Source organism: Desemzia sp. FAM 23989 (assembly GCF_045528345.1).
In the GTDB taxonomy this organism is placed as follows: domain Bacteria; phylum Bacillota; class Bacilli; order Lactobacillales; family Carnobacteriaceae; genus Desemzia.
Map to the genome: position 1 here is coordinate 1 of NZ_JBGQQT010000015.1, position 15605 is coordinate 15605.

Annotated in this window: 14 protein-coding genes; 12 read left to right on the plus strand and 2 right to left on the minus strand. The window is 36.4% G+C overall.

Going from position 1 to position 15605, the window contains the following annotated elements; genetic code table 11:
* Positions 1–137: 137 nt before the first annotated feature.
* The 8 genes from ACEN36_RS09030 (at position 138) to ACEN36_RS09065 (ending at position 9029) form a co-directional block, all read left to right on the plus strand.
* Positions 138–632: a DUF1538 domain-containing protein gene (locus ACEN36_RS09030; protein ID WP_407126413.1), complete on the plus strand. Its 495-nt coding sequence runs from the start codon at positions 138–140 to the stop codon at positions 630–632.
* Positions 633–635: 3 nt separating this feature from the next.
* On the plus strand, positions 636–1304 hold the full coding sequence (locus ACEN36_RS09035; RefSeq protein WP_407126414.1) for a P-II family nitrogen regulator: 669 nt from the start codon (positions 636–638) through the stop codon (positions 1302–1304).
* Positions 1305–1577: 273 nt separating this feature from the next.
* Positions 1578–2699: a PfkB family carbohydrate kinase gene (locus ACEN36_RS09040; protein ID WP_407126415.1), complete on the plus strand. Its 1122-nt coding sequence runs from the start codon at positions 1578–1580 to the stop codon at positions 2697–2699.
* 76 nt (positions 2700–2775) lie between these two features.
* Entirely contained in the window at positions 2776–3291 is a 516-nt protein-coding gene (locus ACEN36_RS09045) for a signal peptidase I (RefSeq protein WP_407126416.1), read from the plus strand.
* 572 nt (positions 3292–3863) lie between these two features.
* Positions 3864–4451, plus strand: a complete 588-nt coding sequence (locus ACEN36_RS09050; protein ID WP_407126417.1) for a hypothetical protein — start codon at positions 3864–3866, stop codon at positions 4449–4451.
* 118 nt (positions 4452–4569) lie between these two features.
* Positions 4570–6327, plus strand: coding sequence for a hypothetical protein (locus ACEN36_RS09055; RefSeq protein ID WP_407126418.1), 1758 nt, complete (start codon positions 4570–4572; stop codon positions 6325–6327).
* Positions 6328–7012: 685 nt separating this feature from the next.
* Positions 7013–8302 (plus strand): group II intron reverse transcriptase/maturase, encoded by a 1290-nt coding sequence (ltrA, locus tag ACEN36_RS09060; protein WP_407126419.1) that lies wholly within the window; start codon positions 7013–7015, stop codon positions 8300–8302.
* A 166-nt stretch (positions 8303–8468) separates the two neighbouring features.
* The gene (locus ACEN36_RS09065; RefSeq protein WP_407126420.1) at positions 8469–9029 is read left to right on the plus strand and encodes a GNAT family N-acetyltransferase; all 561 of its coding nucleotides are present in this window, start codon (positions 8469–8471) and stop codon (positions 9027–9029) included.
* Positions 9030–9096: 67 nt separating this feature from the next.
* Here the strand turns inward: ACEN36_RS09065 and ACEN36_RS09070 are convergent, their stop codons facing one another.
* Complete coding sequence (locus ACEN36_RS09070) at positions 9097–10440, minus strand: MATE family efflux transporter (RefSeq protein ID WP_407126421.1); 1344 nt, start codon at positions 10438–10440, stop codon at positions 9097–9099.
* 338 nt (positions 10441–10778) lie between these two features.
* On the opposite strand from ACEN36_RS09070, the gene ACEN36_RS09075 reads away from it, so the two are divergent.
* Positions 10779–11480 (plus strand): hypothetical protein, encoded by a 702-nt coding sequence (locus ACEN36_RS09075; protein WP_407126422.1) that lies wholly within the window; start codon positions 10779–10781, stop codon positions 11478–11480.
* 87 nt (positions 11481–11567) lie between these two features.
* Here the strand turns inward: ACEN36_RS09075 and ACEN36_RS09080 are convergent, their stop codons facing one another.
* Positions 11568–11780, minus strand: a complete 213-nt coding sequence (locus ACEN36_RS09080; protein ID WP_407126423.1) for a hypothetical protein — start codon at positions 11778–11780, stop codon at positions 11568–11570.
* A 183-nt stretch (positions 11781–11963) separates the two neighbouring features.
* Here ACEN36_RS09080 and ACEN36_RS09085 point away from each other — a divergent pair, with 183 nt between their 5' ends.
* From ACEN36_RS09085 to ACEN36_RS09095, 3 genes are all read left to right on the plus strand, one after another.
* Entirely contained in the window at positions 11964–12797 is an 834-nt protein-coding gene (locus ACEN36_RS09085) for a metallophosphoesterase (protein ID WP_407126424.1), read from the plus strand.
* Positions 12798–12934: 137 nt separating this feature from the next.
* A complete protein-coding gene (locus ACEN36_RS09090) occupies positions 12935–13846 on the plus strand; it encodes an aldo/keto reductase (protein WP_407126425.1) in 912 nt (303 codons plus the stop codon).
* A 686-nt stretch (positions 13847–14532) separates the two neighbouring features.
* The gene (locus ACEN36_RS09095) at positions 14533–15531 is read left to right on the plus strand and encodes a Gfo/Idh/MocA family protein (protein WP_407126427.1); all 999 of its coding nucleotides are present in this window, start codon (positions 14533–14535) and stop codon (positions 15529–15531) included.
* The last annotated feature ends 74 nt before the right edge of the window (positions 15532–15605 follow it).

The window sequence follows — 15605 nt, forward strand, 5'->3', positions numbered from 1 at the left end:
GGCTTTTATTACTTTATATTTCTTATCTTCATTCATCGTTAGTATTATCCTTTTCATGATTTTATTTTATCATTTTGGGACATTTTATGCTTCGACCTACTTAGGACATTATCACGTTCGAACGATATCTTGCTGGTATGGATGCATCTGTTTATTTACTTCTGATTGCTTTTGTGTTAGGATTGGTTACGATTTTGGCTGAACCGGCAGTGTATGTTTTAACACAACAAATTGAACAAGTAACGAATGGATATGTAAAAAGAAAAGCTGTCTTAGTAGCTCTCTCTCTTGGTGTAGGTTTAGCAGTGTTGTTGTCCGTTATTCGAATCATGGTACCAGGACTAGAATTATGGCACTACTTACTTCCAGGATATATCATTGCTATCGGGTTGATGTACATCGTTCCTAAAATGTTTATCGGGATGGCGTTTGATGCTGGTGGTGTTGCATCGGGACCAATGACGGCAACCTTTATCTTAGCATTTGTTCAAGGTGCTGCTCAATCGATCGAAGGGGCAGATGTTATACGGGACGGATTTGGTATGATTGCTATGGTAGCTATGATGCCGATTATTACTTTACAATTACTTGGTTTGATCTTTAAATTGAAATCAAAAAGAGAGGATCGTTAAGATATGGCAGAAAATTCCACAGTAAAAGAAAATATAGATCTGCTCTGTCTTATCGTCAATGACGATATGGGGAGTGAAGTTATCCGCATTGCTAAGAAAAATGGTTGTAGCGGTGGAACGGTCTTCTATGGTTTTGGAACGATCAATAATAGTCGCTTAAAAATGCTTGGCTTAGACAATATTCGTAAAGAAATTGTGTTGATGATAGCAGAAGAATCAAAAAGCGAAAGCATCATGAAGGTTCTTTTTGAGAAATTAAAATTAGCACGTCCAAATCGCGGAATTGCTTTTACTATTTCATTACTAAACATTCTTGGAAGAAGAAATAGTATGTATGATCAAAATGCTCAAATTAGAGAGGATGACAGTGTGATGCACCAAGCCATTTTTGTTATTGTAGAGCGAGGACAAGCGGAAGAGGTTATTGATGCCGCTGTAGATGCAGGTTCTCAAGGCGGAACGGTTATTAGCGCACGAGGATCAGGAGTTCATGAAACAAGTCGTTTATTCGGAATGGATATTGAACCCGAAAAAGAAATCGTCTTGATTTTATCGGAAAAAGATAAAGTAGATCCAATCGTAGCGTCGATTAGTAATGCGACTGAAATCGAGAAACCTGGAAAAGGGATCTTATTTACGGTTGATGTAAAAGATACAAAAGGACTATTTTAAAACCTCTAGTTTTTAAATATGGATCTTACAACTAATATTAACCGCAGCCCTAAATGGATTTTTATGAAATCCATTTAGGGCTGCGGCTTTAAATTTCGGTTCTATAATGAATAGAGTTTTTGCTGATATTTGTTTCTGTTCCTTTAAACGACTGACGTCATTAATGCTATAGAACTAAAATTTTTGACTTAAGGATAGAGCTTAACTAAACTTAAGATAAGAAAAGAAAACATTATCATTGTTGTAACTAATTTAAACTCGGAGGAATGTCAAATGGCGCTGAATGAAAATGAAAGAAAAATTTTGGATGTGATACGAGAAGATCCATTTATATCACAACAAAGTCTTGCAGAAACGATTCAACTTTCACGTTCAGCGGCCGCCAATATTATTTCCGGATTGGTTAAAAAAGGGTATCTACTGGGAAAAGCGTACGTCATTAATGAAGAACGGCCAGTAGTATGTATTGGCGCAGCGAATATCGATAATCGTTACATTGTACAAGACGATTTAATAAGGAATACTTCCAATAAGGTACAGGCTACTTCTTCATTAGGGGGAGTTGCAAGGAACATAGCTGAAAATTTAGGGAGATTGGGCGAGCATGTAGATCTCATTTCAGTTGTCGGAAATGATGATGATTGGAAAAGAATTAAAGACCATTCAAAATACTTCATTGGTTTGTCCAGTGTTACAGTGTTGGACAATCAAGCGACAGGAAACTTTATCGAAATTATCGGAAAAAAACAAGAAATATTGATTGGATTATCGGATATGTCAATTTATGACTGTCTCAATCTAGAGTTGATCAATAAGCACTTGGAAAAGATACAAAGAGCCAAATGCGTCATTGTAGACTTGAATTGTTCCAAAGAAACGATTGAATTTTTACAAGCTTTTACAGCTCGATACAATATCGAATTGATTTTGATCACGGTATCTACACAAAAGATGGTGAATCTGCCGGATAGATTAGACGGTATCACTCTTATTACAAAACATGACGAAATGGAAGATAAGTTTCAGCGTCCAGTCCAAACAGATCAAGAATTAAAAAAAATGGTCCAATTGGTTTTAAACAAAGGAGCTAAACAAGTTATGATTTCTAAAGACAGCGACAAAGTGGTCTATGGAAATTATGAATCCATCCAGATATTTGAAAATCCTCAGTACAGTAAAGGGCGCTATGAATGGGGGCAGAACGAAGCTTTATGTGGTGCAATGGTGTATGCAAACTTTCATCAGTATGAAGAATTGGGTTACGACAGTATTCAAGTAGGACTAATAAATGCTTACTTAACGCTTGATTGCCTGCAAATTGTCCGTCCTGACTTAACTCCGGATAAATTAAAAAAAGATATAGTAAACTACCCCATTACGGGCAGAAAGATATAGAACCATATTTATACTAGCTCAATGACACAACTTGTGTTATCTTTTAACTAAACACAAGAAATGTGAGGAAACCAGCGTGAAATACATTAAATATATTGGGAATGCATTGTTAACAATAGTCATTTTGCTTTTTGCAGTCACTGCAGCCATTAGTTTCTTTTCTGGACCGGATGATGAAGGTTTATTGGGGTACAAAGGATATACTGTTGTCAGCGGGAGTATGGAGCCTGTCTTTTCAGCAGGAGATTTTATTTTTGTCAAGACAACTCCTATTGAGGAAATCGAAACAGATGACGTGGTGACTTTTCTCCGGGATGAAGAATTTGTTACCCATAGAGCAGTTGAAGTTACCAATACAGGTCTGGTAACTAAAGGAGATGCCAACAATATAGCGGATCAAGGAGAAGTGACTGAAGAGAACTATATCGGCGAACTGGCTCTTATTGTACCTTATTTTGGATATGTAGTCGTTGCGACACAGCAGCCATTAGTTTTAGGCGGGCTGGTAGCTTTGTTGGGACTTTACTATATTTTGATATATGTTAAAGGGAATAAAGAAGAGAAACAGCGTGTTGAAGACGTCAATAATTAAACCGTGAAATAGACAAATCAAGCATTATTAGAAAAATGTCATTTTTCATTCACAATTAAATAATATACAAAAAAGGACATACACTTTGAATAACCATTTATTCAAAGTGTATGTCCTTTTTTGTTCCGCTATGCACAAAGAATACGATAAAAATTTTGTATAAAAAAGCATGTTCTTACAGAAAAAAATGCTTGTAAAAAATAAGTGTATAAAAATTAGACAACTTATTTAATAAGCCCGATGAAAATGGAAAAAGTTATAAAAAAATATTTTTATTAAGTATATAAATACGTTAAATGAATATTTTGATAGGACAAAAGTTGTATAAAATGAATATAAAGATTGTAATGTTTTGTTTTTTATTAAAAAAGTTCATATACAAGCATAGTTTGAGATTCAAAAAAATAAATAACGATATGGATTTTAATGTATTTATAAACAAAAGTTTTGTTATATTAATTAGTATTAGTTTATAGGAATAAAAATGAAATGTTTGATTTTAAAAAACAATAGTATTATATTAATAAATGGTAAATAATCCGTAAAAATAAAAAATGGAGGAATGATTAGAAATGAAAAAAATCAAAAAGTATTTTCCGCTTATTATAGGATTGCTGTTATTACTTAGTGTGGCTGCTTATGGAACTCGGGCTTATTTCTCGGATTCAACAAGTCAAGAAGCTGGGATTGAACTTACTTTAGGTGACGTAGATGTTGAAGGGACGCCAGGAACCTGGAAATATAATCAATTTAATACTGAGGAACATAACGACAAAATAGTAATAGTAGGAGCTGAAACAGAACCTGATTTTGCTGATTTAGGAACAGAAGTTACTATAAAAAATGCCAGACCTGGGGATTCCTTTTCAAAAGTTTTCACTTTTAAAAACACGGGAACGTTGGATCAAAAATTGGCTTTTACAACTACAAATAATAATAAAGATAGTATTTTTGATGTGACTTGGAATGGGACTTCTGATGAGGTGGTAAAACCGGGCAATTCAGTACAAGTTGAAATGATTGTTACTGTATCTATAGATGGAAACCATCAGCATGGTGTAACCGACTCTGCTAATACATCTGATCTAAAATCTACCCTAAACAAATTAGTTTCGGAAACAGTAGAAGTTAATGCTGTACAAACTAATGCTCTCGAATAGCATTTAAAATCACAATATACAAAATAATTTAATGTGCTATTAATGCTACCCTTTAGTGATTCAACTAGAGGGTAGTACCATATATAGCTCTAAAAATAATAAAGGGGGACACTTTCAAATGGATAAAAGAATCAAAAATAAACTACGTCTGGTAACTTTTTTTGTACTTTTGTGCCTTTTGATTGTACCAAGTCACCCTGTTTATGCTTATTTTTCTGATGCTATTTCCGAAGATACTGGAATCAATTTAACTCTAGGTTCAGTAGATCTGTCTGTTGAAAATGATGTAAATAACGAAACTACAACTGGGCATACATTGAAAAGCGAAAATAATAAAGTTGACCTTAAGAGTTTAATTAAAAACAATGGAACATTAAGTGGAAAATTGGCGTATAAAATAAATCTTACAAAAGCGGATGGTACATCTATAAGCAATGATTTGTTGCAATCAATAAATCTGAAAATAAATGACGAAGACGCCAAAATAAATAATCAATATAATTTAGTATCAAATGTTGATAGCAATGCATTAATCTTAGATCCCGCTGAATCCAAAGATTTCTTAATTCAAATGGAAGTAACCGATTTTTCAAATCAAAATGAAAGTATTAAAATGCATGTTGAATTTCTCTTGTTCCAAACAAATGGAACTATTGAGAAACCTTTATTTCATGATCAGGAAGCTGTATCATATGCTTTTGAAATAGAAAAAGAGGAAGTGGTTACGCCTCCTAAAGAAGAGAATGAGGAGTATTGGCCGACTAACGGATGGAAAGACAAAGGGAATATTCGGTACAATTTAGAAGATTATAGTCCGATTATGTATTTTAGTGAAATAGCTGGTACCACAAAGATAAAAAATTTGAACGACATTATTATTTATATAGAAGTAAAGGCTCCAGAAGGTGTTGATTTAGACGAATTATCAATTAGTTCTCCTGAGGATATGTCTATTGAAGTACATCATGTTAATGAAAATAAGCGACAGCTTAAAGTGACCTTCTCAATCAATAAGAACAAGTTCAAGCGACAAGTTCTTTTTGATCCTATCGACAAATATTCAATTGCTGCTTGGAGAGTGAAGAATACATTTGATTTTAACTATCAAAATGCACCGATATCAGTAAAACGAATTTTACTTTCTACAGATGAGGCAGGAAATCGAAACTTTAGTCCTCGACCAATTAATCTGTTTGGAGAAACAAGAGAGATTCACTTTGCCCAAACGAATCAGCATAATACTCCTTGGCTAAGTGAGCCTTTAGAAAACATTTCTTTTGATGATAAAGTAGAGGTTTCAGTAAAGATAGAAGGAAACAATAAAAATCTCGTACAGATTGGAGAAGACGCTACAGGAAATGCTCAGTTTACTCTTCAACCTACTCAACTCACTGAAGAAATGATGTCTGGTCCTCAATTATCAGTTTTATTAACGGGGACTTCAGGGGAAACAATTGAAATAAAGAGAAACATCCAATTTTTGCCAACTAATTCAGAAGTATATTGGCCAGAAAAAATGGATACTACTTGGGTCACGCGAGACCTGGAAGGTAATTTTACAACTAGTCAAGCTTCTGCTAAGTTAGTTGTAAATAATGGGAAATATAGCTCTGAAAATATGTTTATCTATATAAAAAATTCTTATAAGGAAGCACTTCAGTTTTCTTTAACTAAACCAACAACTTTTCCAGTCCAAATAATTGAGTATAGTGGAAGTGGAGATTACATGCGGGTAGTGTTTAACTATAATGGTTCTAACGCAACGATACCACCTTATTCAAATTCTATTAGTGATGGATTTACCTTTACTGTCGAAAGGGAAATTGGCGGGAGTTTAATATACTCGAAGTATTTGACAGTTGAATTATTTCCGTAAGATGAGACAGTCAAGAAAATTACTTTAAAATAAAAGAAATTGGATATATTATTAGAAATCACATTCACAAACTAAACATAAATCTTTACGGGGAATTAACGGAAGATACACATTCCGTTGCTATACTAGGTATAGTCATAAGCGCCCCTTGATTAGAGACCAAACCATTGAGGGCCAGATATTCTGGTCCTTTTTTGGTTCGCCCAGCATGGGCGAACTCTAACGGGTGTAAGTCCCGAATGCGACCTGACAGTGGTAAGCATATAGCTGACGGCAAGGGTGTCCACCGTGAGGTGGAATCTGAAGCCCAAGGCAAAACTCTGGTCTGACGAACAGAAATCACATAAGAGGTGAGTCGAGTGGATAAAGCTGCCAAAGAAGCTGAAGTCCGATAACTGTTATAACTCGAAGCATATATGTGGCAGATAGATGGAGTGAAAGAGTTCGCACCTTAACTGGGGAGGTCTCATGATGTTATACCAAATACACTTAGTGATAAGTGCTTGACTCATGAGAAGTCAGCAGAGGTCGTAGTAGTGAAGACAGCTAGTGAAAGCTAGAAAGAGCGAAGGACCGAACAATTTTATCGTTACAAACATCTTTATTGGAGGTCGCCAAAGACTACTGGCTACGATAGCGTAAAAGTAGATAGCTGCCTTACGAGAACAGAAAAGGAGTAACAAGCATGCATGAAAACAGGACACTGGATAGAATCCTATCCAGAAATAATTTAAACGAAGCTTTTCGACAAGTGAAACGGAACAAAGGTGCCGCAGGCATTGATGGTATGTCTATCGAAGAGGCTAAAGAATATCTTCGTCAACATAAAGAAGACATTATTCAGGACATTCGCCAACGTAACTATCAACCTAAACCCGTCAGAAGAGTAGAAATACCTAAAGCATCGGGTGGAGTCAGACTACTGGGGATACCGACAGTTGTTGACCGGGTTATTCAACAAGCGATTGCACAAGTTCTCACACCTGTTTTTGACGAACATTTCCACAACAGTAGTTATGGATTCCGTCCAAATCGTAACGCTCATATGGCTATAACGCAAGGGTTAAGAGACATGAACGAAGGGTACCATTGGATTGTCGATATTGATTTAGAGAAGTTCTTTGACACAGTTAACCATGATCGACTGATGAATCTGGTCTCTCGGAAAATAACCGACGGTGATGTGATATCACTTATTCGGAAATATCTCGTGAGTGGCATTATGGTAAACGGAGAATATGAGGAAAGCCCAGTAGGCCCCCCCCAAGGGGGAACCCTTTCGCCGTTATTGAGTAATATCCTCTTAAATGAACTCGACCAAGAACTAGAGAAAAGAGGTCTACGCTTCGTGCGATACGCAGATGATTGTATTATCTGCGTTAAGAGCGAATTCGCAGCGAAGCGCGTGATGCGTTCGGTCACACGATATATTGAGGAAACTCTGGGTTTAACTGTTAATACGACTAAATCGAAAGTCATTAAACCAAGTGACCCAACCTTTAAATTTTTGGGATTTGGATTCTATTGGTCGAGAGCAAACAAAGGCTATCGAGCAAAGCCCCATGCCGTATCAATCGAGACGTTTAAATATAAACTTCATCAGCTAAGCAAGAAAAGCTGGGGAATTGATATGGCTTACCGTATCGTTAGACTGAATCAAGTCATCAGAGGATGGGTGAACTATTTCAAAATAGGAGATATGCATACAAAACTCAAGAAAATAGCGAGTCATCTTCGTTATCGACTGAGGATGTGTATCTGGCACCAATGGAAAACAGCCAAGAACCGAAGGAAAGCACTCATTAAACTAGGAATGAGCGACTATAATGCCTACATGAACAGTCACAGTTCCAAAGGAACTGCCCGAATAGCCCAGTCCTGGGTAATGACAACGACAGTAACCAATAAGATACTAGCCCTTAAAGGTCTAGTATCTCCAGATAGTTACTATTTAAAACAAAAGCATGTTATATAAAATTGAACCGCCGTATACCGAACGGTACGTACGGTGGTGTGAGAGGACGGTAAATAAATTAATTATTTACCTCCTACTCGATATTTTTACATAATTTTTTACCTTTCAAACAGATTGTTTGAGCACATAGCTGAGTACATATAAGATATTTTAGGAGGTGAGAGGATTGTTACCGGTAGACATTGCTTCATATGAACGGATGAATACGAAGAATTTGGTTTTACGAAAAGCGACTATTCGTGATGTAGATGACATATTTGAAATTCGGAACAATCCTCAACTCTTTCGTTATCTCGACGATCATGTGGATGAGACAAAAGACGTGACGAAACTATACCTCGCGCGAATGAATAAAGGGCAAGAAGAACATAAATGGATTATCTGGGTCATAGAATGCAAGGCTGATCGAAAAGTTATTGGGACTATTTGTTTAACCAATATCAATGATGAAGAATCCTCTGCAACCGTGAACTTTGTCATGCATCCTGATTACCAAAACCAAGGGTATATGCAAGAATCTTTAGACACTGTAGCGATGATTTCGTTTGATAAATTAGGCTTAAAAAAGTTGATTGCTGTTGCGGATATCGAAAATAGAGCTGCTATTGAGTTAGTAGAAAATTCAGATTTTCGTTACTCTGAAACCATTTATCACTATTATTCAATTAAAAAAACGAAAACCAAATTAAATAAGTATATTCTAGTAAATGAATACAATTTCTTTTAAGAGGAGAGATTGTATTCTTTTGCATTAAAAAAGAGAACTCCATTTAAAATAGGGGTTCTCTTAACTATTACATTAAGGTTTGCGTTTTCGATTTATTGAAATAATGAGTTAAAAAGACTAAGGTCAGGATAAGAGTTAATCCTTCAGTAACGGGCATCGTTAACCAAACACCTGTCAAATCAAAGAATGAAGCTAATAAAAATAAGATAGGAACAATGAGAATAAGTCCTCTCAATAGAGAAAGGATAAACGATTGCCTTGGTTTAGCGACCGCTGAAAAGAAAGCGATAGTAACAATATTGATGCCCATAAATAAGAAAGCTGTAAAATAAAGCTTAATGCCTTCTTTAGTGATCGAAGCCAGCAGCGGATCGTTTTCTCCGTTGAACCATTGGATAATGGTATCAGAATACAGTAAGCCTGCTCCGTAAAAGAGAATTCCGAAGAATAAAGCAGTGGAAAATCCATACACCATTAAATGAAGAACGTGTTTATGGTTTTTAGCTCCAAAATGAACGCTGGCGATTGGTTGGATTCCTTGTCCGATTCCGGTGAAAATACCGATGCAGACAAGAGAAATATTAGCAATGATGCCATATGCGGCCACCCCGATGTTACCTACTAAATCTAAAATAATTTTGTTGAACATAAAAATAACCAGTCCCGATGAAAATTCTGTAATGAAAGAAGGGAATCCGATAGAAAATATCGAAGTAAAGTCAGTTGATTTCCATTTGAAAGAAGCGAAAGCTAAATTTCGCCTTGGAGAACGTTTATGCAGCGTCAAAATCAACAAACTAATGATTGGGGAAGTAGCAGTTGCTAAAGCAGCTCCTATCATCCCCATTTGTAAGGGAAAAATAAACAAGTAATCCAATACAATATTGGCTAAGCTTCCGACCAACATTCCGGTCATAGCCAAATTAGGATTCCCGTCATTACGGACAAAACAAACAACGATATTATTGACAATAAAAAAGAGAGCGAAAAAGACAATGACACTAAAATATTCTTTTGCCAGAGGAACTATTTTTCCGGTTGCCCCTAATAAAGCCATTAAAGGATCCATAAAAAGGAAGCCTAACACAGTAAGAAGTATTCCTACTATTAACCCAATCACTAGGGTCGAAGTGAAAATTTGATTGCTTTTTTCGATGCGTTTTTCGCCATGAGAAATGGCATAAAGTGTCGCCCCTCCCATTCCAAGCATTAATCCAATACCGTTTACTACATTGTAAACCGGAATCACCACATTCAAAGCTGTTAGGCCATCTTGTCCCACTCCATTGGCCACAAAAAAGGTATCCGCTAAGATGTATAAAGAAAGACCCAGCATACTAAATAAGCTCAAAGAAACATAGTGCAGAAAGGATTTATGTAAGGGTTGCTGTAAGATATCTGTAGAGTTCATATTTTTTCCTCCTAAAATAAAAAAGACACCATTTCTATTGTCCAAGGCCTATGACAACAGGAATGAGTGCATTAAGGAACGTGTTGTCCGGCGACAAACAAGTTCTAGCGCATATAAATTTGATTGAAGTATAGCATATAGAGGAGATTAGGTCAAAAAGGGGGGGATCTCAACAAGTGAAATTAAAATCCAGAAAAGCGATTACATCTATTAACTTATCTTGTTTTTGACCGATAAGATAAGTAACAACTAAATTAATTATTCCTATATACAAGTTCTAAAGTACGTAACAACCATATAAGTTTGTTATTCACATCCATTTGAACGGAGGAAATCTCATGAAAACTACAGTTAACCGCTCCAACTCTAACTTAAAAAATGCTCTCTCGCCCACTAGAATTAGTGCGGCTTTTTTTGTCTTCTTTTTTCTACTTTCAGTCATTGTAGCGGGTCTATTTAATACAGCAAAGGCTGAGACCGTTTCGCTTGCGGAAAGTTTGGGATATGACTTAGTTGAAATGACAAATGAAAATAGTGAAGTACCAATGGAAATTATCATTCAAAAGGAATCCGTTTCTAAAAAAGAAACCATGGCTATTGCCAAGGAATTGAAGAACGAAAAGGACCAAGAAGTAGTTGTTTTTGCGAGTACAAAACCGATTTTTCAACAAGTGCCAGTTGAATACCATGAAAATGTTGAGTATAAAGTGACGATTACAGAAACTAAAATAGAAACCATTGCATTTGATGTTTACAATGATAGCCAACCAGGTGTAGCTGTACATCAGAATTGGGATTTAAGCGATAACGTTTTAGATTTAGTTACAGGAAAAGTAACGGTTAAAATAGAAATGGACAGTCAGTGGTCAAAAGAGATGATTCTTTCTACAGCGCAAGCATTGTCTCAGCAAATTATAGCTAGCAATCAAGAAAGCAGCGTTTCATCAGTGTTTTTCGAAATTACGGTTGGCAAAAAGTTGTATTTATATGATTCAGAACAGTTCTACACTATTGGAGAATACCAGGTTTCGGATATTTAAAAGAATAAGTGCAATATTATAATAGAAGAAAAAGCAACAGAGATAGGGTAGGAAAGCACTCCACCTTATCTCTGTTGCTTTTTTAGCTTACTCTTTATCTGAATATTTTGTTTCTTCTTTGACCTCTTTCAATTTACTAGGATCGCCAAAGGATTGGAAATCTTCTGGAGCTGTTTCGCTTTCTTTTTCAGCTTCCGTTTTTTCTTTGTCAGTTGGTTCTGATTCTTCTTGTAATCCTTCTTTGGCAAATAGAGGGTTTACGACAGGAAGTTGGCCATCTCCAGGTGGTTGTTGTACCATAAAGGCACCTCATTTCTTTTTTTTATTTACTAGCTTCATTATAGCATAATTAACTTGTAAACGCTTTTAATTTGGTTGTGGAAATCCTAAAAAAGACGACGCAATTCTTCTCTTATCACAAAAAAGTATGGTAAACTAAAGGAAAGAATTTAGTGATTGATGAATTGTATCGGAGGAAGAATTATGATTTGGTTTATCTTAGGGATTTTGATTGTTCTACTAGCGATTTACTTATATTTAAATAATACATTACTTGAAACCACTCGTTACACTATTGGTGTTCCTTTTTTAAAGGAGCCATTAGAAGGAGCTAAAATCGTTCATTTGTCTGATTTTCATTTGCCAAAAGAAGGCATCTCAATTCAAACGTTATTGAAAAAGGTAGCTCAAGAAAAGCCTGATGTGATTGCTTTGACGGGAGACTTGATTCAAGTAGATGAAAAATTTCCGGCTAAAAAGTTGGCACAACTATCCAAAGGATTAGCGGATATTGCCCCTACTTATGCAGTAACGGGAAATCATGACTTAGGTGGCGGACACTTAAGAGAGTGGGAACAAGTCTTGAGTGAAGCTGGGGTCACGGTTTTAATTGACGAAGCTGTATGGCAACCTATAAAGGGAAGCGGTTTGGTAATAATGGGGTTATCTGAAAAAGAAAACTTTGAAATGACACCTAAACCGATTTTAAAAGGGGTGGAATTAGCAGAAGGATGGAAAGATGAGACACGTATCTTACTAGCGCACCATCCCGAATTTTTAGAAGAGTATTTAATGGATCTAACGCGTGTGCCAGATGTGATTTTGTCAGGGCATGCTCACGGTGGGCAAATTCGCGTGCCTTTTGTAGGGGGACTATTTGCCCCAGGACAAGGACGTTTTCCAAAATATACGTCGGGTGTTCATTTCGATCCCCATTTGCCGAATAAGCGGATGGTAGTCAGTCGTGGAATCGGGAATTCTTCTTTTCCATTCCGTGTGAACAATCGACCTGAAATGATCGTCATTGAATTGAAGTAATAAAGTAGGCATTCTTCCAAGCATTTGGAAGGTGTCTTTTTTATTTTTGAAAAAAATTTGTAACTGTAAGTGGTTTCTTTTGATGTTTGAAGTGGGGTTAGATAAACTAGGGGTAACATAAATAGGAGGCGAAGCATATGGTAGTAAGCTTATATGACAGAATTCCTTTGAATAATGGTTACACGATTCCGCGTATTGGATTAGGTACAGCAGGATTATCCGGCGCTGAAGCGGAAGAAGCGGTATTCTATGCGTTAAATCAAGGTTACCGTTTGATTGACACGGCAGCATCTTACGACAACGAAGAAGAGGTTGGTCGTGGTATTAACTTAGCGATCAATGCGGGCATTAGTCGGGATGAAATTTTTGTAGTTACCAAAATTGCTCCAGAAGATATGGGATTTAATAAGACGATTGATGCATTCGAAGCGAGCTTGGAACGATTGAACACGCAATACATTGATTTGCTGCTGATTCATAAGCCAGCAAAAGATGACGAAGTAACACTAGACACCTGGAGAGCGATGGAAGATATTTATGCTTCTGGGCGAGTGCAATCGATTGGAGTTTCGAACTTTAGCCGTGGTCATTTAGCGATGTTGCTGGATGAAGCTAAAGTCAGACCGGCAGTAAACCAATATCAAATGTACCCTGGGGCAAGTGACCGCAGTACCAATGGTTATTGTGACGATGAAAATATTGTCTCTATGGCATACTCCCCATTGAAAAAAGGGAAAGTGCAAAAAGAACGAAGATTGATGTCTATTTCAGAAAATTATGACAAATCACCTGAACAAATTGCTTTACGTTGGTCAATTGACCGAAATGTAGTTCCTATTCCACAGTCTGGAAACAAGGACCATATTCGGGACAATATCAATATATTTGATTTCAGCTTGAGTGATAATGATATGACAATTCTAAATAATTTAGACGTTCCAAGAAAAGACCGAGATACCGGAGATGGAGGAGGAAATACTGATCGGACCAATCGTCGTAAAAATATTCAAAAAGGACGAGGCAGCGGAACAGGACGTATGAGACACTAACCGTTGTTGTGTTCAGAGTAAACAAATATCTGTTCAAAAAGACCACAAAAGCTGACAGTTTCTTACTGAATTTGTAAGAAGCTGTCAGCTTTTTGACTATCAGCTGTTTTTCTACAGTTTTTCAATCAACACTAAAGTGCTTGAAAGTATCGGTATTATGTGTGAATAGTTTGGTGGGAGTTATGGTGGACGGGATGCGTTGCTAGTACTATATTGCAGTAACATTTAATACGATATGGTAGATAAGAGTTTGATTCGGACCATAAGTGGTGAAATCATTTGAGGATATGGTAGATGAAGTAGGTTTCAAGTACCATATAGGTGAAATACAAGGTTCAATATAGTATTTTAATCCCTTCACCCTGCAGCTCTATTTGAAAAAACGTACGTATAAGCTTGATCAGTGGAATTTATTCTATTTTCGAGGAACGAGACAAAAAGTTGTAAAGTGGTTTTCACCTCATCTCATCTATTCTAAGATTAACAGCTTTATTTTCAGCTTTGCTTTTACTATTAGAGGAGATTTGGTAAAATAAGAAAATGGAGAGGTATTTTATTTGATTGGAAGCGTGCGAATTGCCTCGTTTAGCTTTGGGAGAAAAGCTTTCTGATCTTAGGAGCAATAGTATACAACAGGATTACCATCTTATTCATAATAAACTCAAAATTACTGGAGGTTTTTTTGTATGACTTTAAATCTTGGAATTATTGGAACAAACTCTATTACAAATGTTTTCGTAGATGCTGCGTTGGAATCGAAACTCTATTCTTTAAAAGCGGTTTATTCACGTTCTGTAGAAAAAGCAGAATCTTTTGGTAAACCATACGGAGCTGACGTCTTTGAAACAGACTTGACTGTTTTTGCGCAACACCCGGAAATCGATGTGGTTTATGTAGCTTCTCCGAATAGTTTGCACTTTGAGCAAGCGATTGAGTTGATGAAGCATGGCAAACATGTGATTGTAGAAAAGCCGATGTTCTCTAATCCAAACGAATGGGAAAAAGCCACACAAAAGGCTAAAGAAAACAAGGTATTCTTGTTTGATGCAGCTCGCCATATCCACGAAGAAAATTTCCAGCGAGTGAAAGTGGAAGTTCAAAACATTGAGAATATCCAAGGGGCTAATTTGACGTACATGAAATATTCTTCTCGTTATGACAATGTGTTAAATGGAGAAGAACCGAATATCTTTTCATTGAAATTCTCTGGGGGAGCTTTAGCAGACTTAGGTGTTTACTTGATTTATGCAGCCGTTTCTTGGTTCGGTATGCCTCAGTCTTCTCATTACTTTGCGCAAAAAGTGTCTACAGGGGTCGATGGAAAAGGGACTATGATCTTACGCTATCCGACGTTTGATGTCACGATGCAGACAGGAAAAATTGCAAGTTCTTATTTGCCGAGTGAAATTTATGGGTTAAACAAAACGATTTCCCTAGATGGTGTTACAGGAATTTCAGCTATTGAAATCATTGACCGTAAATCAGGATTAAAAGATAACATTGCTAAATCTGCTCAAAAATCTCCTATGATCGAAGAAGCTATTGCATTTGCAGATGTGATCAATCACGCAGAAGATGAAGAGCGCTTAAAAGACTATCAAGAATGGACAAACCTGAGTCAACAAGTCAATCAAGTACTTTATGAGCTGCGAAAAGACGCAGAAATCGTTTATCCAGCAGACTAAAAAAAGTGAAAAATGTTTAGGCTGAGAATAATGTCTCAGCCTTTTAAACTGTTTTTCGAAGAGCATCATAAAAA